The organism is Celeribacter ethanolicus, from assembly GCF_002407265.1.
GTDB classification, from domain to species: Bacteria; Pseudomonadota; Alphaproteobacteria; order Rhodobacterales; family Rhodobacteraceae; genus Celeribacter; species Celeribacter ethanolicus.
Genome location: NZ_CP022196.1, coordinates 1,417,356 through 1,435,715 on the forward strand (window position 1 = coordinate 1,417,356; position 18,360 = coordinate 1,435,715).

General features: G+C 63.1%; 16 protein-coding genes. 8 read left to right on the forward strand and 8 right to left on the reverse strand.

Features of this window, described 5'->3' with window-relative positions; all coding sequences use genetic code 11:
- Positions 1 to 4: 4 nt before the first annotated feature.
- The 5 genes from CEW89_RS06865 to CEW89_RS06885 all read right to left on the reverse strand — a co-directional run bounded on the left by CEW89_RS06865 (position 5) and on the right by CEW89_RS06885 (position 6,289).
- Positions 5 to 694 (reverse strand): TRAP transporter small permease, encoded by a 690-nt coding sequence (locus tag CEW89_RS06865; protein ID WP_066703771.1) that lies wholly within the window; start codon positions 692 to 694, stop codon positions 5 to 7.
- A 115-nt stretch (positions 695 to 809) separates the two neighbouring features.
- Positions 810 to 1,817, reverse strand: coding sequence for a DctP family TRAP transporter solute-binding subunit (locus CEW89_RS06870; protein WP_066703774.1), 1,008 nt, complete (start codon positions 1,815 to 1,817; stop codon positions 810 to 812).
- A gap of 301 nt (positions 1,818 to 2,118) precedes the next feature.
- On the reverse strand, positions 2,119 to 3,120 hold the full coding sequence (locus CEW89_RS06875) for a DctP family TRAP transporter solute-binding subunit (protein ID WP_096805395.1): 1,002 nt from the start codon (positions 3,118 to 3,120) through the stop codon (positions 2,119 to 2,121).
- A gap of 123 nt (positions 3,121 to 3,243) precedes the next feature.
- Positions 3,244 to 4,476, reverse strand: coding sequence for a sigma-54-dependent transcriptional regulator (locus tag CEW89_RS06880; RefSeq protein ID WP_198403514.1), 1,233 nt, complete (start codon positions 4,474 to 4,476; stop codon positions 3,244 to 3,246).
- Positions 4,463 to 6,289 carry a sensor histidine kinase gene (locus tag CEW89_RS06885; protein WP_244906169.1) on the reverse strand — a complete coding sequence of 609 codons (1,827 nt, stop codon included), beginning with the start codon at positions 6,287 to 6,289 and terminating at the stop codon, positions 4,463 to 4,465. The genes CEW89_RS06880 and CEW89_RS06885 overlap by 14 nt, the downstream gene beginning before the upstream one ends.
- Before the next feature lie 60 nt (positions 6,290 to 6,349).
- Between CEW89_RS06885 and CEW89_RS06890 the strand changes: the two genes are divergently transcribed.
- The 5 genes from CEW89_RS06890 (at position 6,350) to lexA (ending at position 11,225) form a co-directional block, all read left to right on the forward strand.
- Positions 6,350 to 7,531, forward strand: coding sequence for a cytochrome P450 (locus CEW89_RS06890; RefSeq protein WP_096805398.1), 1,182 nt, complete (start codon positions 6,350 to 6,352; stop codon positions 7,529 to 7,531).
- Between the two features lie 116 nt (positions 7,532 to 7,647).
- On the forward strand, positions 7,648 to 8,448 hold the full coding sequence (trpC, locus tag CEW89_RS06895; RefSeq protein WP_096805399.1) for an indole-3-glycerol phosphate synthase TrpC: 801 nt from the start codon (positions 7,648 to 7,650) through the stop codon (positions 8,446 to 8,448).
- Positions 8,448 to 8,936 carry a cyclic pyranopterin monophosphate synthase MoaC gene (gene moaC / locus CEW89_RS06900; RefSeq protein WP_096805400.1) on the forward strand — a complete coding sequence of 163 codons (489 nt, stop codon included), beginning with the start codon at positions 8,448 to 8,450 and terminating at the stop codon, positions 8,934 to 8,936. Before trpC ends, moaC begins: the two co-directional genes overlap by 1 nt.
- Positions 8,937 to 10,109, forward strand: a complete 1,173-nt coding sequence (locus CEW89_RS06905) for a molybdopterin molybdotransferase MoeA (protein ID WP_066703794.1) — start codon at positions 8,937 to 8,939, stop codon at positions 10,107 to 10,109.
- Between the two features lie 396 nt (positions 10,110 to 10,505).
- Positions 10,506 to 11,225, forward strand: a complete 720-nt coding sequence (gene lexA / locus CEW89_RS06910) for a transcriptional repressor LexA (protein WP_066703797.1) — start codon at positions 10,506 to 10,508, stop codon at positions 11,223 to 11,225.
- Between the two features lie 57 nt (positions 11,226 to 11,282).
- Here lexA and CEW89_RS06915 read toward each other — a convergent pair whose 3' ends face one another.
- Positions 11,283 to 13,448, reverse strand: a complete 2,166-nt coding sequence (locus CEW89_RS06915; RefSeq protein ID WP_244906170.1) for a ComEC/Rec2 family competence protein — start codon at positions 13,446 to 13,448, stop codon at positions 11,283 to 11,285.
- Positions 13,449 to 13,529: 81 nt separating this feature from the next.
- On the opposite strand from CEW89_RS06915, the gene gltX reads away from it, so the two are divergent.
- Together gltX and CEW89_RS06925 are read left to right on the forward strand one after the other, a co-directional pair.
- Complete coding sequence (gltX, locus tag CEW89_RS06920; protein WP_096805401.1) at positions 13,530 to 14,972, forward strand: glutamate--tRNA ligase; 1,443 nt, start codon at positions 13,530 to 13,532, stop codon at positions 14,970 to 14,972.
- 246 nt (positions 14,973 to 15,218) lie between these two features.
- Positions 15,219 to 16,517: a citrate synthase gene (locus CEW89_RS06925; protein ID WP_066703803.1), complete on the forward strand. Its 1,299-nt coding sequence runs from the start codon at positions 15,219 to 15,221 to the stop codon at positions 16,515 to 16,517.
- Between the two features lie 79 nt (positions 16,518 to 16,596).
- Here the strand turns inward: CEW89_RS06925 and CEW89_RS06930 are convergent, their stop codons facing one another.
- Positions 16,597 to 17,049, reverse strand: a complete 453-nt coding sequence (locus CEW89_RS06930) for a hypothetical protein (RefSeq protein WP_096807158.1) — start codon at positions 17,047 to 17,049, stop codon at positions 16,597 to 16,599.
- 69 nt (positions 17,050 to 17,118) lie between these two features.
- Here CEW89_RS06930 and CEW89_RS06935 point away from each other — a divergent pair, with 69 nt between their 5' ends.
- The gene (locus tag CEW89_RS06935; RefSeq protein ID WP_096805402.1) at positions 17,119 to 17,571 is read left to right on the forward strand and encodes a MarR family winged helix-turn-helix transcriptional regulator; all 453 of its coding nucleotides are present in this window, start codon (positions 17,119 to 17,121) and stop codon (positions 17,569 to 17,571) included.
- A gap of 7 nt (positions 17,572 to 17,578) precedes the next feature.
- Here the strand turns inward: CEW89_RS06935 and CEW89_RS06940 are convergent, their stop codons facing one another.
- Positions 17,579 to 18,355: an enoyl-CoA hydratase-related protein gene (locus CEW89_RS06940; protein ID WP_096805403.1), complete on the reverse strand. Its 777-nt coding sequence runs from the start codon at positions 18,353 to 18,355 to the stop codon at positions 17,579 to 17,581.
- Between the last annotated feature and the right edge of the window lie 5 nt (positions 18,356 to 18,360).

Here is an 18,360-nt window from a genome sequence, read left to right on the forward strand (position 1 = left end):
GGGATTATTCCTCGTATTCGCCGTGCGCCACGCGCTCGACTTCGTCTTCGGCCTCGTGGGACACGATAAGGCTGGATTGTTTGCCCGCCAGAATGCGGATCGTGGCCTGCACCACGCGCAAAAGCATCAGCGCCGCCGAGAAGGGGATGATGACATAGGGGACCACGCGCGGCAGCTTGTCATAGCTGTCGCCATAGTTGATCGCATCTTCGAGCCAGCGGAAGATGCCGAGCATGGGCACCTGATCGGTGATGTAAAACGCCCGGTCGCGCACGTTCTCGGTGAAGCCCAGCGGGAACCAGCGGCCTTCGGTCGGCTGCAACGCGGCAAAGGGGGCCCAGTAATCCCAGGCGCCTTTCATCAGGAGCATCGCATAGGCGAGACAGGCCAGCGCCGAAAGCACCGCCATGAGCCGCTGCCCCCGCGTTGGCAGCACGTTGATCAACGCGTCGACGCCCAGATGCGAGGTCTTCTTGAACCCGTAGGAAATCCCCAGAAGCACGAGCCAGGCGAAGAGGATCAGCACCACTTCGAGGCCCCAGATCAGGGAATGGTTGAACACGTAGCGCAGCACCACGTTGACGAAGGTGATGAGCGTCATCACGCCAAGGATCGCCGCGATGACGTTTTCCTCGAGCCCGTCGAAGAACTTCGCCACCGCCGATTTCGGCAGGTTGTCCTGATATTGTGTCATGGAGATTGACCCCTGTTGTCCCTCTGTCGGGTCCGGGGGACCCGTGGCATCCGGCATTGCGGATGCAGGCAAGGCCCCATCGTCATCGACGGGACCCTGCCATGATGATCAGCGCTCAGTGCTTGGCGTTGATTTCCTGCGCCAGCGCGATGTTGTCGGCGCCCACGTCATCGGTGAATTTCTCCCAGACGGGTTTCATCGCATCGACCCAGTCCTGACGCTGTTCCGGCGTCAGTTCGCGGATCACGCCACCGGCATCGAGAAGCGCCTGACGGTTGTCGGCGTCGACCTCGTTGATCGCGGCGTTGCGCTCGACGGTCACCTCGTGGAGGATGGTCGCAAGCTGGTCGCGGATGTCGGCGTCAAGCCCTTCCCACCAGTCGACGGAGGTCACAACCATGTAGTCCAGCAGACCGTGGTTGGTCTCGGTCACCCCGTCCTGCACTTCGAAGAACTTCTGGCCGTAGGTGTTGGACCAGGTGTTTTCCTGCCCGTCCACGACACCGGTTTGCAGCGCGCCGTAGACCTCGGAGAAGGCCATCGGCTGCGGGCTGGCGTCCAGCGCGTCCATCTGGGCGACGAGCACGTCGGAGGGCATCACGCGGAACTTGAGACCGGCGGCATCCATCGGTTCCAGAAGCGGTTTGTTGGCGGAGAATTGCTTCATGCCGTTGTGCCAGAACTCGAGGCCCAGAAGGCCGCGGCGCACCATCGATTCCTTCATCGCCTGACCGGCGTCGGAATTCTGGAATTCCTCGACGGCATCCATGTTCTTGAACATGAACGGCAGGTCGAAGATGCGGAACTGCTTGGTGAAGGTCTCGAATTTCGACAGCGACGGCGCGGCCATCTGAACGTCGCCCTGAAGCATCGCCTCGAGCACCTGGTCATCGTTGTAGAGCGTGGAGTTCGGATAGACCTCGACACAGGCCTTGCCGTCCATCTCGGCATTCACGCGATCGGCAAAAAGCTGGGCCGCGATGCCTTTCGGGTGCTTGTCGGTGTTGGTGACGTGGCTGAACTTGATCACCATCTCGCCGTCGTCGCAGCCCGCGGAGGCGAAAGCGGTGGTGGCGGTCACGGAAAGTGCCAGGGCGGTGGCGGCGGTAGCCAGGAATTTCATGTCTGTCCTCCCATCATGAAATCATATGTCGGTGGGGTGATCGGGCGGATTTCACCCGCTTCACTCTGCGACAGAGGAAACAAACCCGCCTGCGATCCGACAAGTATTCCTGTGAGATAGATGAAACTTTCTTGAAAACCATTTGGTTTCAGATTGTTACATGAAGGCAAAGACGCATAGCAGGCATGCATCTCACGCAAGTGTGCGATTTTCCGCACGCAAGAAAATTGCGTATGTGTGGGAAATCGCACAGTTCGACTCACGGCGCCTCTCGCGGCCCGGATCGCGCCGCGCAGCCTGTTCAATGCCGAGCGTTGATCTCCTGCGCCGCAGCGATATTCTCCGCCCCGACTTCGTCCTCGAACAGGCTCCAGACCGGTTTCATCGCTTCGACCCAGGCCCCGCGCTGTTCATCCGTCAGTTCGCGCACCACGCCACCGGCGTCGAGGATGCCCTGTTTCGCCTCCATGTTGACCCGCTCGGACTCGCCGTTGCGCGCCTGGGTCACCTCATGCAGGATCGTCGCGAATTGCGTGCGCACATCGTCCGGCAGGCTGTCCCACCAATCGACCGAGGTCACCACCATATAGTCCAGAAGAAGGTGATTGGTCTCTGTCACCCCGTCCTGAACCTCGAAGAATTTCTGGCCGTAGATGTTGGAATAGGTGTTCTGCTGGCCGTCCACCACGCCGGTCTGCAACGCGCCGTACACTTCGGGAAAAGCCATCGGCTGTGGGTTGGCTTTCAGCGCTTTCATCTGTTCGATGATCACCTCGGCGGGCTGCACCCGCATCTTCAGCCCTTCGAGATCGGAGGGCCAGAGAACCGGCCGGTCCGCCGTGATCTGTTTCAGCCCGTTGTGCCAGAACTCAAGCCCCAAAAGCCCGCGCCGCACCATGCCTTCTTTCATCGCCTGCCCGGTCTCCGAGCTCTGGAACTCGTCCACCGCGGCGATGTTCTTGAACATGAAGGGCAGATCGAAGATGCGGAACTGTTTCGTGAACGTCTCGAATTTCGACAGACTGGGCGCGGCCAGTTGCACATCACCCTGCAACATCGCCTCAAGCACCTGATCGTCATTGTAGAGCGTGGCGTTCGGATAGATCTCCATACAGGCCTTGCCGTCCATTTCCGTGTTTACCCGATCCATCAACAGATTGGCCGCAATGCCTTTCGGATGCTTGTCGGTGTTGACGATATGGCTGAACTTGATGACGATCTCGCCCGGATCGCAGGCCGCCACGACCATGCCGGCAGACGAAACGAAGACGCCGGTCGCCAGCGCGCAAGTCAGAAATTTCATGATGTACCTCCCAAGGTTCCCCGGACCACTCCCTCCCGGGTTACGCTCAGAAGACAGGCGGACGTTGCGTCAAGCAATGTAACCCAAGGTATCGGGTCATGCTTTTGCAGAACGCAAAGGACGTCAGGCGCGATACTCCTCCGCCTTCACCCCATGCCGCGTCAGCTTGTCGTAGAAGGTCTTGCGCGGCAGTTTGAGACCCTTGGCCGCCTCCGTCGCATTGCCCTTGTGACGTTGCAGCGACGCGATCAACAGAGACCGCTCGACCTGCGCCAGTTGCTCCGCGAGGCCCAGCTCCTCCTGCGCCTCCCCCTCCGTCAGCCCCATGGCGAACCGCATCGCCGCGTTCATCAGGGAGCGCGCATTGCCCGGCCAGTCCTGCGCCATCAGGCGGGAGATGACATCGGGCGTGATTTCCGGCACCGGCAGGTCGCTCTGTTCGCAGGCGATGTTGACGTAATGCCGGAACAGCACCGGAATGTCCTCGCGCCGCTCGCGCAGCGGCGGGATGCGGATCACCGCCGCCTCCAGCCGGTAAAACAGATCGGGCGAAAACCGCCCCGCGCCCGCCTCAGCCGAGAGATCGGCATAGGTCCCGGCGATGAGACGCGGCCGATCGTGGGTTTCCAAAAGCTCCAGCAGCGCGAATTGCGCCGGGCTGGTGAGCTGTACGATCTCGTCGAGGAACACCGATCCGCCCTCCGCCTGAGCAAAAGCCTGCACCAGCGTATCGGGCGTCATCGCCGAGGCGGAGAATTTCAGGAAAGGTGCCATCGAACCCGCCGACAAAAGATGCACCACCTCGGCCATCTTCGCTGTCCCCACCCCCGGCTCGCCGGTCACCAGAACGTCGGAGGCCGAACGCGCCACGGTTCGCGCCGCATCCCGCATCTTTACCGACATCTCGGAGGTACCCCGGAGCAGGCGCGCAGCGGCATCGCCCTGCTCCACCTGCCGCTTGAGACGACGGTTCTCCAACACAAGCGCGCGGGTTTTCAACGCCTTCTCGACCACCGCGATCAGGTCCTTGGGCGCGCAGGGTTTTTCCAGAAAATCGAACGCGCCCGAGGAAATCCCCCGCACCGCCATCGGCACGTCGCCCTCTCCGGTCAGCAGGATCACCGGCAGTTCCGGGTCCACCTTCTGGGCGAAGTCCAAAAGCGCAAAGCCATCCTTGCCGGGCATGCGGATGTCGGACACCACCACACCGGGAAACTCGCGCGAAATGTGATCTTTGGCCTCGATGTAACTGCCCGCCAGCGTCGGCACCAGATCGGCCAGTTCCAGCGTCTGCCCCAAGGCCTCACGCACCGAGGCGTCGTCATCGACCAGAAGTACGCGTTCAATATGTGCCATCATGGACCTCCTGCCCGCCCATAGTTCCGCTGACATCGGCGGGCTGCAATTCGATGGTGAACACCGCCCCGCCCTCGGGGCGGTTCTCGCCGCGGATGCGCCCTCCGAAGCTCTGCACCAGCCCGTAGGAGATCGACAGACCAAGCCCCATGCCCTGCGCCGCGCCCACCTCTTTCGTGGTATAGAACGGGTCGAAGATCTTTTCCGGCTCGGCAATCCCCGGCCCGCTGTCCGCCACCGTGAGGCGCGTCGGATCGCCACCCGTCTCGCCCTCAACAGCCCCCGGGACCAGACGGATCGTGATGTGCTTGTCTTCCACATCCATCATCGCGTCGACCGCGTTCGACAGAAGGTTCATCACCACCTGCTGAAGGCGCACCTCGCCGCCCCGCACCCAGACCTGCGCCCCCGGCGTCCAGTCAAGCGTCACGCCCGCCCGCGAAATCTTGCCCTGCGTCATCTCCAGCGCCGCCTCGATCACACCGGTCAGTTCGACATTGGTCGCGGTCTCCGGTTCCTGGCGGGCAAAGGCACGCAGGTTCTTGATAATCCGTCCCATCCGGCGCGCCAGTTCGGAAATGCGCCCGAGATTGTCGGCGGCCTTTTCCGGCCTGTCGCGTTCGAGAAAAGCCTGAGCATTCTCGGCAAAGGACCGGATCGCCATCAACGGCTGATTGAGCTCATGGCTGATCCCCGCCGACATCTCGCCCAGCGCCGAGAGTTTCCCCGCCTGCACCAGATCGGCCTGCGCACGCTTGAGCCGGGCCTCTGCCTCGTGACGTTCATGCACCTCGTGCTGCAACTCCCGGTTGGCGATCTCAAGTGCCTCGGTCCGCGCCGCCACCCGTGCCTCAAGCCGGGCATTGGCCTCCGCAAGCGTCCGCCGTCGTTCCATGGTGAAGAACAGAAAAGCCGCGAAGACCAAGGCCAGAGCGGCGGCCAGCCCCGCCTGCAACCCCGCCTGCGCGATGACCGGGTGCAGATCCAGCAAAAGCTCCGCAGTCAGCCCGACGACCGGCAGAGGTTTCGTCAGATGCAGCGCCGGTGACGGGATGTAGGGGCCCATGTCATGGGTCCAGATGTCGTGCCCTGCCAGAAGATGCGTCCCCCGCACCGGCAAAGCCCCGCCCAGGCCGCCCCTGAGGATCAACTCGGAGCGATTGGCCACGAAGATCACACCATAGTCATCGGTGAAATAGATTGCCGACGGCTCCGACGGCCAGCCCCATTCCAGTAATCCGATGTCGACGGACACCAGAACGGCGGCCACCGGCGGCCCCTCGGGCGAGAACACCGGGGCTGCGAACATGTAGCGGCGGCGTGCTTCCGGATCTACGAAATGCGCGATGCCCAGCGCTCCGTCCAGCGCCCGCGTCAGCGCTGCCTGCGCGCCTTTCGGCAAGTGGCTTTCGCCTGCGCTCGCCAGCACCTCTCCCGTGGTCGAGACCACCATCATCGACGACGCCCCGGTCTTGTCCACCACCCCCTGCAACAGGGCATCGGCGTCAAGCGCCCCGCCATCGGCAGACGCCGTGACCCGCGCCGTCACCGTCGGGTGATCGGACAAGAACACCGCCAGCTCGCGATAGCGTTGCAGCCCGGTGGTCAGACGATCTGCGGAAAGCGTCAGATCCGACGTGCCCCGCGCCGCCGCCTGATCGAGGGCGGCGCGAAAGGAAAACCCGAACACACCCAACCCGAAGATCGCCACGACAATCAGCCCGGCAAGAGCCGTAAACACCCGGCGGCGGGCGGCATGGCGCTCGGCCTCCGCAGAGGGCGCGCCGGCATGAGGCATTTCCTGTGACGTCATGTCCGGGACTCTAGAAACTCCCGCTTGCAAAGGGAAGCGCTTGCGATCACCTTCCAGGCCATGAAACGCTTTGCCCTCTCCCCCTCCGATCCCGATTTCGTGCAAAACCCCTACCCGTTCTACGACCTCCTGCGCGCGGGCGGCAAAATGGTGTTTTGGGAGGACCTGAACCTGCCTGTGGTGGCGGGCTATGACGGGGTGTCGATGGCCCTGCGCGACACTCGTTTTGGCCGGGAGGCCCCCGAGGGCTTCGAACCCGACATCCCCGCCCATCTGCGCGCCTTTTACGACATCGAGGATCACTCGATGCTCGAACTCGAAGGCGAGCGGCACACAAGGCTGCGCTCGCTGGTGCTCCGCGCCTTCACCTCGCGGCGGATCAAGGCGCTGATCCCGGACCTCGAAGAGATCACCAACGATCTGATCGACCGCTTTCCCGATGAGGAATTCGATCTCATGCCCGCCTTTGCGAAAATGGTGCCGGTGCGGATCATCTGCCGCCTGCTGGGCGTGCCCGAAGAAATGTCGGACCAGCTCCTGACATGGTCCAACGCCATGGTCGCGGTCTATACGCCCAACCGAACCCGCGCCATCGAAGAGGCCGCGTCCAAAGCCGCCACCGAGTTTTCCGATTTCATGCGCTCCTACGTCGAAGAGCGGCGTTCCAAACCCGCCGATGATCTGATCACTTCACTGATCGCCGCCGAACAGGATGGCGAAAAACTGACCACCGATGAGCTGATCACCACCTGCATTCTCCTGCTGAACGCCGGTCACGAAGCCACCGTCCACAGCCTCGGCATCGCGGTGAAAACCCTTCTGGAACAGAACACGCCGCGCGAATTCCTCTCGGATGACAAGATCGACGGCAGCATCGAAGAGCTCCTGCGCTTCGATCCGCCACTGCACCTGTTTCAACGCTGGGTCTATGAGGACACCAGTTTCCTAGGCCAACCGCTCAAACGCGGCGACAAGATCGGGCTTCTGCTCGGTGCCGCCAACCGTGACGACGACACATGGGACGATCCCGACCGCTTCGATCCGACCCGCAAGGTGAAACAGAACACCTCCTTCGGCGCGGGCATCCATTTCTGCGTCGGCGCGCCTCTCGCCCGCTTGGAGATGCGCGTTGCCCTGCCGCTCCTGTTCGAGCGCTGCCCGAATATCTACCTCACCGACCCACCGGTCTACGCCGACACATGGCATTTCCATGGGCTCGCACGCCTCATGGTGCACGTCTGATCTTCATTGCAGCCCGAAATACTCACAAACCGACAGTGAGTATTTTCACGGCAATGAAGACAAAGTGCACGATTGCCATCTTCCCTTAACCGCCCCCGCAAGGTATCTCTGCCCCCATGTCCAACGTTCTCGATAAAATCAAAGCCTATAAGCTCGAAGAAGTGGCCGCGGCGAAGCAATCCGTGAGCCTCGCCGACCTTGAGACCGAAGCCTCCGCCCAAAACCCCACGCGCGGCTTTGCCAAGGCGCTGCAAACCGCCGCACAGACCGGCTACGGGTTGATTGCCGAGGTCAAGAAAGCCTCCCCGTCCAAGGGCCTCATCCGCCCGGATTTCAATCCGCCCGCCATCGCCCGCGCCTATGAGGCAGGCGGCGCGACCTGTCTGTCGGTCCTGACCGATGCGCCGTCGTTCCAAGGCTCACCGGAGTTCCTGAAACAGGCCCGCGCCGAGGTCTCGCTCCCGGTGCTGCGCAAGGACTTCATGTATGACACCTATCAGGTGGCCGAGGCACGCGCTTGGGGCGCCGATGCGATCCTGATCATCATGGCCTCCGTCGAAGATACACTGGCCGCCGAGCTGGAAGACGCGGCCTTTGGCTATGGCATGGATGTGCTGATCGAGGCGCATGATGCCGAGGAGCTGGACCGCGCGCTCAAGCTCAAATCCCCACTTCTGGGCGTCAACAACCGCAATCTGAAGACCTTTGAGACCACGCTCGACACCACGCGCGAGCTGTCGAAACTGTCGCCAGCGGATCGGACGCTCGTGTGCGAAAGCGGGCTGTTCACGCCTGCGGACCTCGCCGATATGGCGGGCTATGGCGCCCGCTGTTTCCTCATCGGCGAAAGCCTGATGCGGCAAGACGATGTCGAGGCCGCGACCCGCGCGCTCCTCGCCAATCCGGTTCCGGCATAATGGCGGAGCTCACGCATTTCGACGAGGGCGGCAACGCCCATATGGTCGACGTTTCCGGCAAGGCGGTGACCGACCGATTGGCCACCGCAGAGAGCGCGATCAGAATGACGCCCGAAACACTGGCGCTGGTGACCCAGGGCACGGCGAAAAAGGGCGACGTTCTGGGCGTGGCGCGGCTTGCGGGGATCATGGGGGCGAAACGCACCTCCGATCTGATCCCGCTCTGCCATCCGCTGCCGATCACCAAGGTGACGCTCGATCTGGAGCCGGACGAAAGCTTGCCCGGCATCCGCATTCGCGCCACCGTCAAGACCTCCGGCCAAACGGGTGTCGAGATGGAAGCGCTAACCGCCGCCACTGTCGCCGCGCTCACCGTCTATGACATGTTGAAGGCCGCCGAGAAGGGCATGGAGATCGTCCAGACCCGGCTTCTGCGCAAGGAAGGCGGCAAATCCGGGACTTATGAGATTTCTGGTGAGGCCAAGTAAATGATCACCGTCGATGAAGCGCTTGAAAACGTGTTCAAACTTTGCCATCCGCTCGGCACCGAACGCGTTCCTCTGCGCGAGGCATCGGGGCGGGTTTTGGCCGAAGATGCGATTGCGATGCGCGATCAGCCGCCCTTCGCCTCCTCCGCCATGGACGGCTACGGCGTTAAGGCCGATCATCCCTCGGTTGGCGACACCTTTACCGTCATCGGCGAAAGTGCCGCCGGTCATGGCTATGCGGGTCCGCTCAGTGATGGAGACGCGGTGCGCATCTTCACCGGCGCGCCGGTGCCAGAAGGCGTCACACGCGTGATTATTCAGGAAGACGTCTCCCGCGACGGCGATGTCATCACCGTCGCGGAAACGCTCTCCGGGAACCGTAACATCCGGCCCTTGGGGGGCGATTTCAAATCCGGTGACCGGCTGGCCGCCCCGCGCCGCCTGACGCCGCAGGACATCAACCTTCTCGCCGCGATGAACATCCCCGAGGTGACCGTCACGCGTCGCCCGGTCGTGGCGCTCATCGCCACTGGCGACGAATTGGTGATGCCCGGCGAGACGCCCGGCCCCTCGCAAATCATCGCCTCCAATTCCTTCGGCCTCGCCGCACTGATCGAAGCGGCGGGCGGCGTCGCCCGCATGCTGCCCATCGCGCCGGATGACGAAGATATGCTGGCCGCCACTTTCGCCATGGCCGAGGGGGCCGACATGATCGTCTCCATCGGCGGCGCCTCCGTGGGCGATCACGATCTGGTCGGCAAGGTGGCCGAAAAACTCGGCCTCGCGCGCGCCTTCTACAAGGTCGCCATGCGTCCCGGCAAACCGCTGATGGCGGGGTCGCTGAACGGGGCGGTGATGCTCGGCCTGCCCGGCAACCCCGTCTCGGCCATGGTCACGGCCCAGCTTTTCCTGCTGCCTGCGCTTACTGCGCTATCAGGGCTCCCCCCTGCCCCGGCCCCACGCAGCAAAGCCTTGCTGTTGCAGGATATTTCCGAAAACGGCCCGCGCGAACATTACATGCGTGCGATCCTGACCGAGGACGGCGTGCAACCTTTCGACCGTCAGGACAGCTCGCTCATGTCCATCCTCTCGCAGGCCAACGCGCTCCTGGTGCGCCCGGTCGGCGATCCGGCGCGCAAGACGGGTGAAACCGTCGACGTGATCCGCCTGTAAAAATCCGCCTGTAAAAAACCGTCTGCTCCCGACAAAATTAACTCCGTTTTAACCAAGCTGCACTCAACTCTCCTCAAAGGCGCAACAGATCGCTTTCTGGTGAGACGGAGAGGAACATTGACACATTTCGGGAACAGCGGTAGAACATTCTCAGAACACACGCAAAAACCCGTCTGGGGACTGACGGAAAGCGGTGGCCCCGTGGCCTTTGGTCGGAAAAGCGTCGGGACGAGCACTCCTCCCTCCGCCACCCCGATCAGAATGCGCATTTCCGGCCCCGTGGCTCCCATGCCGGTGCATTACATCCGGCGCTCAGACACAGGCTGGGTCACACAAGAGACAAACACCCTCTCGATGGCCGCGCCAGAACAGAGGACGGGACAGAGGAATGAGCCGATGCTGACGAAAAAACAGCTCCAGCTGCTGGACTTCATCAACACCAGACTTCAAAGGGACGGGGTTCCGCCCTCCTTCGATGAAATGAAAGAGGCGCTCGATCTGCGCTCTAAATCCGGGATTCACCGGTTGATCACGGCGCTGGAAGAGCGCGGCTTCATCCGCCGCCTTGCGCACCGTGCCCGCGCCATCGAGATCGTCAAACTGCCTGAAAGCCTCGGCGGCGCGCCCACCGCGCCGACTGCGGCCCAGTCTGGCGGTTTCACGCCCCGCGTGATTGATGGCGACCGCCCGGATCACACGCCCCCCGCCGCGATGGAGATCGAGGCGGTGACCGCGATCAACCTCCCGATCATGGGCAAGATCGCCGCCGGCCTGCCGATCGAGGCGATCTCCGACGGGGCAATGAACGTGGCCGTGCCGGGGTCGATGCTTTCGGGGCGCGGCAATCACTATGCGCTTGAGGTCAAAGGCGATTCCATGATCGACGCCGGGATCAACCACGGCGACATCGTGGTCATCCGCGAAACCAGTCAGGCCAGCAACGGCGACATCGTCGTTGCCATGGTCGAGGGCTACGAGACCACGCTCAAACGCTATCAACGCCAGGGCGACACGATCGCGCTTGAAGCGGCGAACCCGGCGTTCAAGACCCGCGTCCTGCCCGCCGATCTGGTCGAGGTGCAGGGCAAACTGGTGGGGCTGATCCGCAGCTATTGAGGCTCAACGCCCAAACGTCAGGAACCGCCGCAGTCAAATGTGGCGGTTTTCTCATGTTCACGGTGCGCCGCGCAAAGCCAGACGACCCATCCCGGTCCCCGCCTCATGGAACCGCAATCCCATGGCGGCGGGCAAAAGCCCGGCCCTCACCTCCCGCGCGGAGGGCGCATGTGCCCCACGCAACGCCGGTGTATTCCAGAGCCGCAGGCCCGAGGCGGCATAGGCGGTGCGGATCGTGACCGTCTCGCCCGTCTGGGACACCGCGAGCGAGCCGCTCTGCCGCAACATGCCGAGATCGGCCAAAAGGCATCCCTCTGGCATATCCTCGTCCCAAAGCTGGTTCACAATGACCAGATCGGCCTCGGCGCAGGCCGCCCGCACCGCCTCCTGCCAGCCGCGCCCGGTGACATGACGCACCCGGAGCGGCCCGACGTCCAAGGGCGGCATAGTGCGTGCAGCGGCACGTTCCTGATCCGGCAGATCGCCGTCATTCTCCAGCCAGACCGTTGCGGCAAACCCACTGCCCTGCGCTTTCGACAGCGCACGTCCGTCCAGCCCCATCCGTCCAACCAGCGCCCCGTCGTCAGAGATCAATAACGCCGGACGCTCCGCCACGCTCCAGAGCCAGAAGCCCGAGAGCACCGCAATCAGCCCGACATGCTGCGCCCGCCCGCGCCAGAAGATGACGAACAGCGCCCCCAGCGCGATCAACGGCAATGTGGCGTGCGGCGGCGACGGCAAACGGCTGACCGCACCCTCCCATGAGGACACGGTCTCGGCCACGAACAGAATCCAGCGGATGCCCCAGCCCATCACCGCCAACCCCAGCGATTGCAGCCCGATGGGCGTCAGCACCAGCGCCAGCACCGCCGCCGGGATCACCATCGCCCCCATCAGCGGCACGGAAACCACATTGGCGATCAGGCCGAAATCCGCGATCCGGTTGAAATGCGCGGCGGCGACCGGCGCGGTGGCGATGCCCGCGACGCCGGAGGAAATCACGACCGTCGCAATGGTTCTGAGCCAGGAGGGCCAGGACCACATCAGGCGCAACCGCCGGACGATGGAGAACACCGCGACGAGCGCCGTGGTGGCGGCAAAGGACATCTGGAAACCGGGTTCGGGGAGCACTTCGGGCTGAAGCGTCAGCAGGATCAACGCCGCGATGGCGACCGTGCGCAGCGAGATCGCCTGCCGGTCCAGCAGCACCGCAATCAGGATGACCGAGACCATGACAAAGGCCCGCTCGGTCGCGACATTGAACCCCGACAGCGCCAGATAGAACGCCCCCGCAAGGAGCGCGCCCCCGGCCGCCAGTTTCTTGATTGGCCATTTCAGCGCCGCGCCGGGGATCATCGCGAGGCCCAGCCGCAGAGCAAAGAACACCACCCCGGTCAGAAGCCCCATATGCAACCCGGAAATCGCCAGAAGATGCGATAGATTGGCACCCCGAAGCGCCTCCGCCGTGTCCTGTGAAATGCCGCCGCGATCCCCGGTCAGGATCGCGGCGGCGAAAGCGCCGGTCTGGCCGGGCAGTTTGGCTTGCAGATCCTGCGACAAAATCTGCCGCAGCCGGTGAATCCAGAGAACAGGGCTTGGATCGACCGGGGCGGCGCGCAAAACCGGCGTGCGCGTGTAGCCCACCGCGCCGAGGCGGTCGAACCAGGCCATGCGCTGAAAATCGAAGCCGCCCGGCTCGGTCGGCCCCGGCGGCGGCGAGAGATGCGCCGTCATGGCGAGGCGCAGCCCGGGTTCAGGAGCGACAAACGGCTGATCGCCATGCAGCGACACCCGCACCCGCGCGGGCGTGCGCCCCGGTGCCGTATCGCGCAGCACCACCCGGTCGAGCGTCAGGCGCAGCGCATCGGAGGCGGAGCGGTCGATCTTGATCACCCGCCCCTCCACCGGACCGTAATAGCGGTAATTCAGCACCGGTGCGGCGACACTCTGCGTGCGAAACCCGGCGATGAGCAACCCGGCCAGCACAAGCAGAAGCGCGATGACGAAGGGCGCAATCTGCGGCGGCACACGCCAAAGCAGCAGGCCAAGCGCAACCGCACAGGCCAGCCAGACCACCAGCAACGCGCGCGAGGGCTCATCGGGCAGCGTGAAGAACAGGCCGATCCCCATGGCGTAAAACACCGGCGTCCAGAGGAACAGCCGCCCGCGTTGACCATCGACGATGTCGAGGGGGATCTGTGCCAGTTTCCTGAGGGCGCGCACCCTTGTTTCCCCTTCCGCCTTCCCTTATGCCCGGTGACGAAAAGCATCCGCCAACATGGTTACCAAAAGGTTAATCTTCCCATGTCCGATACCGCCGCCAAACCCGTCGTCACCCGCATCGCCCCTTCGCCCACCGGCGACATGCATATCGGCACCGCCCGCACGGCGCTGTTCTCCTGGCTCTATGCCCGGGGCCGTGGCGGCAAGTTCCTGCTTCGGATCGAGGACACGGACCGGGTGCGTTCGACCGACAGCGCGACCCAGGGCATTCTCGACGGCATGGCGTGGCTCGGGCTTGATTACGACGGCGAAGCGGTGAGCCAGTTCGAGCGCGCGGAGCGGCACGCCGAGGTGGCACGCGAGATGTTGGAGATGGGCAAGGCCTATAAATGTTTCTCGACTCAGGACGAGATCGAAGCCTTCCGCGAAGAGGCCCGCGCCAAAAAGGAAAGCACGCTGTTCCGCTCGCCCTGGCGCGATGCCGACCCGTCGAGCTACCCGGACATGCCCTATGTGATCCGGGTGAAAGCGCCGCGCGAAGGCGTCACCGTGGTCAAGGACCGGGTGCAGGGCGACGTGACCTTCAAAAACGATCAGCTCGACGACATGATCCTGTTACGTTCGGATGGGACACCGACCTACATGCTGGCTGTGGTTGTGGACGATCAGGACATGGGCGTGACCCATGTGATCCGGGGTGACGATCACCTCGCCAATGCCGCGCGCCAGATGATGATCTACGAGGCGATGGGCTGGCCGGTGCCGGTCTACGCCCATATCCCGCTGATTTTCGGGCCGGACGGCAAGAAAATGTCGAAACGCCACGGCGCGGTCGGCGTGAAGGAATATCAGGCCATGGGCTACCCGGCGGCAGGGATGCGCAACTACCTCGCGCGGCTCGGCTGGTCGCATGGCGATGACGAATTTTTCACCGATGCGCAGGCGCAGGCATGGTTCGATCTCGATGGAATCAACAAGGCTCCGGCGCGGTTTGACACCAAGAAACTCGAAAACATCTGCGGCCAGCATATCGCGATCATGGCGGATGCTGAAATCTTGAGCGAAATCGAGGGCTACCTCGCGGCGGCGGGCGAGCCCGCCCTGACATCGCAGCAAAAAGAGCGACTGGGCGCGGCGCTCGATTGCGTCAAGGGGTCGAGCAAGACTTACCCTCAACTCATTGAAAAGGCACATTTTGCACTGGTATCGCGGCCCGTCGACATGGATGAGAAAGCGGAAAAACAACTGGGGTCTGTATCCAACGGTATACTGGAAGAATTGACGCCGCACCTGCAAAGTGCTAGCTGGGAGCGCGACGCATTGGAGGAGGCTGTCGGCCGCGTGATGGAAGCAATGGAGCTCGGGTTCGGCAAGGTCGCCGGCCCCTTGAGATCCGCCCTCGCCGGCCGTGCGGTCACCCCGAGCGTGCTCGACATGATGCTGGTACTTGGCCGCGAGGAGAGCCTCGCCCGGATCGGCGATTTCATGAGGATCAGCGCGCAGGCGGCGTCGCAAGAGGAGTGACCGGGGCGTTCTAGAGACGGTCACGTGCGAAATTCAGGCCGGAACCCCGTTCCGGTCAGGCCCCGGCCCAGAAGCGCTTCCGGCGCTCTGGCCCAAGGCTCGGAATCGGTCCCTCCCGAGTTTACGGGACGGGACCTAGCCAAGACGGTGTCCGGGATCCGCCCGGGCGTCCGCGTGACCACCAGCGGAATTTCCGCCGCCTGCAAAAGCAGCGCGGGGAAGTCACCGCCAACCGAAGGAACCACCATGGCAGACACTCAGAAGACTGCGACCCTGACGCTCGACGGAACCTCTTACGAGCTTCCCGTCCTTTCCCCGACCGAAGGGCCCGACGTCATCGACATCCGCAAGCTTTACGGCCAGGCCGATGTGTTCACCTTTGACCCCGGCTTCACCTCCACCGCCTCCTGCGAAAGCTCGATCACGTTCATCGACGGCGAAGAAGGTGTGCTTTTGCACCGCGGTTACACGATCGGCGATCTGGCCGAGAAATCCCACTTCCTCGAAGTCTGCTTCCTGCTTCTCTACGGGGAACTGCCGACTGCGGCCCAGATGGAGAAATTCGAGAACACTGTGACGCGCCACACCATGGTGCACGAACAGATGCTCAAATTCTTCACCGGCTTCCGTCGTGACGCCCACCCGATGGCCATCATGGTCGGTGTCGTCGGCGCCATGTCCGCCTTCTACCACGACTCCATCGACATCGCCGATGCGCATCAGCGCGAAGTCGCGACCATCCGTCTGATCGCGAAAATGCCGACCATTGCCGCGATGGCTTACAAATACACCATCGGCCAGCCCTTCGTGTATCCGCGCAACGATCTCGATTACGCCTCGAACTTCCTGCACATGTGCTTCTCGGTTCCGGCCGAGACCTATGAGGTGAACCCGATCCTGTCGCGCGCCATGGACCGTATCTTCACGCTCCATGCCGATCACGAACAGAACGCCTCGACCTCGACCGTGCGTCTCGCGTCCTCCTCGGGGGCCAACCCGTTCGCCTGTATCGCGGCTGGCATCGCCTGCCTCTGGGGTCCGGCACACGGTGGCGCCAACCAGGCCTGCCTCGAGATGCTGCGCGAGATCGGCACCGTGGATCGCATCCCGGAATACATCGCCCGCGCGAAAGACAAGAACGATCCGTTCCGCCTGATGGGCTTCGGCCACCGCGTCTACAAAAACTTCGACCCGCGCGCGACCGTGATGAAACAGTCCGCCGACGAAGTTCTGGAACTCCTGGGCATCGAGAACAACCCGACGCTTCAGGTCGCCAAGGAGCTTGAAAAACAAGCCCTGCAAGATCCGTATTTCGCCGAGAAGAAACTCTTCCCGAACGTCGACTTCTACTCCGGCATCATTCTCGAAGCGATGGGCTTCCCGACCGCGATGTTCACCCCGATCTTCGCCCTGTCGCGCACCATCGGCTGGATTTCCCAGTGGAAAGAACAGATCGAGGATCCGGCGATGAAAATCGGCCGTCCGCGTCAGCTCTACACAGGTCACGCCCAGCGTTCCTATGTGAACGTCGAAGACCGCGGCTGATCTTTCTCAGCCTTCGAAATTGGAAAACCCGCCGGAAACGGCGGGTTTTTCTTTGAGTATTTGCGCCATCGGAAAACCCTCAGGCGGCAGAGATCCGACGGCGGCCAAGCCGTATCCCGTCGCGCATATTCAGGCCCAGAAGCGTGATATTCGTGGCGCCCGCGAGCAATTCGACGCTCTGAATCAAATAATAGACCGCCCCGCCCTGCCCCTGCATCGCAAGTGGCACAAGGATCAGGGCCGAGGGCACGAGGAACACCAGACCGTTGAACGCGATGATCTTCATCCGCTTTTGTTTCGCGGCGATCAAAGGCCCGCGCATCCGCTGGCCGAGACGGTTGCCGCTGAACCCGGCCAAGATCAGCATCGGAATGAGCGCCAGAAGGCCCCAGGCGATGGTGAGCTTGGTCATGGCGATCACGTATTTGTCGCCGATGATCAGGGTGATAACCGTGGCGCTCCAGTTGGCCAGAACGATCAGAAGCCCGGTCGCGCCAAAAAGCGCGTGAAGTTTGGGAAGGAAAGTCGGCATGATGAGTCTCCATTGCATAGCTTGCTATTTATTATTGCATAGCTTGCTATCTTGTGAAAAACAAGTCCCATGGCAGAGATACAAAAAGAAACAGATTTCACCCGCACCGGGTCCGAAGGCTATCAGGTCAACCTGATGGCCCGCCTCTTCGCCCGCGCGCTTCAGGCACAGATCAAGCCTCTGGGGCTCTCGACCGGCACGTTTCCGGTGCTTCTGGCGCTTTGGGAGCGGGAGGGGCAGACCCAGCGCGAGCTGGTCACGGAGCTGGGCGTCGAGCAGGCGACCATGGCCAACACCCTGTCGCGGATGGAGCGCGACGGGCTGATCACGCGCCGCGCCCATGAGGCGGATGCGCGGGTTCAGACCGTGTGGCTCACGGAGCGGGCGAAGGGGTTGGAACAGGCGGCGACGACGGCGGCGGGCGAGGTCAACGACCGGGCCATGGCCGGGCTGACGGAGCAAGAGCGCCAGACCTTCGCGGCGCTCCTGTCCCGTGTGATCGGCAACCTGTCAGATCATTGAGAGGGCGTTAACGCCCCTCGTATTTCGGTCTGCGCTTTTCAAGGAACGCCAGCACGCCCTCCTTGAAATCCCGCGTCTGGCCGCAATGGTTTTGCAGCTTCGCCTCAAGCGTCAGTTGCTGCTCCAGCGTATTGTCATAGGAGGCGTGCATCGCCTCCTTGATGTGGCGATAGGCCACCGTCGGCCCCTTCGCGAGATGTGCCGCACGAGCCTGCCAATGCGCCGAGAAATCCCCATCCGGCACCGCCTCGTAGATCATGCCCCAGCGCTCGGCCTGCGACGCCGTGACCTCATCGGCGAACAGCGCCGACCCCATGGCCCGCGCCATGCCGATGGTGCGTGGCAGGATATAGGTCCCGCCCGCGTCCGGCATAAGACCGATGCGCGAAAATGCCTGAAGGAAAATCGCCGATTGCGTGGCGATCACCACATCGCAGGCCAGCGCCAGCGACGCCCCTGCTCCCGCCGCCACGCCGTTGACGGCGGCGATCACCGGCACCGGGCATTCGTGGATCGCGTAGAGCATCGGCTCGTATTCGTCGCGCAGCGTGCGTTCGAGATCGGCCGTCGCCGCATCCACCCCGTCGCCGAGATCCTGCCCGGAACAGAAAGCCCCGCCCTCTCCGGTGAGCACGATCACCCGCGCGGACCGCCCGGCGTCGCGCACCGCATGGGTGATCTCGGCGCGCATCTGGGTGTTGAGCGCGTTCTTCACCGCCGGACGGTTGAGCGTCACGGTCGCGATGTCGTTGTCCAGCGTAAAGCGGATGGTCTCGTACTGCATGCGCG

What these genes read in the sequence shown, in the direction of transcription:
- CEW89_RS06875 (WP_096805395.1), bottom strand. Translation starts at nt 3,120, where the DNA reads ATGAAATTTCTGACTTGCGCGCTGGCGACCGGCGTCTTCGTTTCGTCT.
- CEW89_RS06870 (WP_066703774.1), bottom strand. Translation starts at nt 1,817, where the DNA reads ATGAAATTCCTGGCTACCGCCGCCACCGCCCTGGCACTTTCCGTGACC.
- moaC (WP_096805400.1), top strand. Translation starts at nt 8,448, where the DNA reads ATGGCGGAGCTCACGCATTTCGACGAGGGCGGCAACGCCCATATGGTC.
- CEW89_RS06865 (WP_066703771.1), bottom strand. Translation starts at nt 694, where the DNA reads ATGACACAATATCAGGACAACCTGCCGAAATCGGCGGTGGCGAAGTTC.
- CEW89_RS06880 (WP_198403514.1), bottom strand. Translation starts at nt 4,476, where the DNA reads ATGGCACATATTGAACGCGTACTTCTGGTCGATGACGACGCCTCGGTG.
- CEW89_RS06925 (WP_066703803.1), top strand. Translation starts at nt 15,219, where the DNA reads ATGGCAGACACTCAGAAGACTGCGACCCTGACGCTCGACGGAACCTCT.
- CEW89_RS06905 (WP_066703794.1), top strand. Translation starts at nt 8,937, where the DNA reads ATGATCACCGTCGATGAAGCGCTTGAAAACGTGTTCAAACTTTGCCAT.
- lexA (WP_066703797.1), top strand. Translation starts at nt 10,506, where the DNA reads ATGCTGACGAAAAAACAGCTCCAGCTGCTGGACTTCATCAACACCAGA.
- CEW89_RS06885 (WP_244906169.1), bottom strand. Translation starts at nt 6,289, where the DNA reads ATGACGTCACAGGAAATGCCTCATGCCGGCGCGCCCTCTGCGGAGGCC.
- trpC (WP_096805399.1), top strand. Translation starts at nt 7,648, where the DNA reads ATGTCCAACGTTCTCGATAAAATCAAAGCCTATAAGCTCGAAGAAGTG.
- gltX (WP_096805401.1), top strand. Translation starts at nt 13,530, where the DNA reads ATGTCCGATACCGCCGCCAAACCCGTCGTCACCCGCATCGCCCCTTCG.
- CEW89_RS06930 (WP_096807158.1), bottom strand. Translation starts at nt 17,049, where the DNA reads ATGCCGACTTTCCTTCCCAAACTTCACGCGCTTTTTGGCGCGACCGGG.
- CEW89_RS06935 (WP_096805402.1), top strand. Translation starts at nt 17,119, where the DNA reads ATGGCAGAGATACAAAAAGAAACAGATTTCACCCGCACCGGGTCCGAA.
- CEW89_RS06940 (WP_096805403.1), bottom strand. Translation starts at nt 18,355, where the DNA reads ATGCAGTACGAGACCATCCGCTTTACGCTGGACAACGACATCGCGACC.
- CEW89_RS06890 (WP_096805398.1), top strand. Translation starts at nt 6,350, where the DNA reads ATGAAACGCTTTGCCCTCTCCCCCTCCGATCCCGATTTCGTGCAAAAC.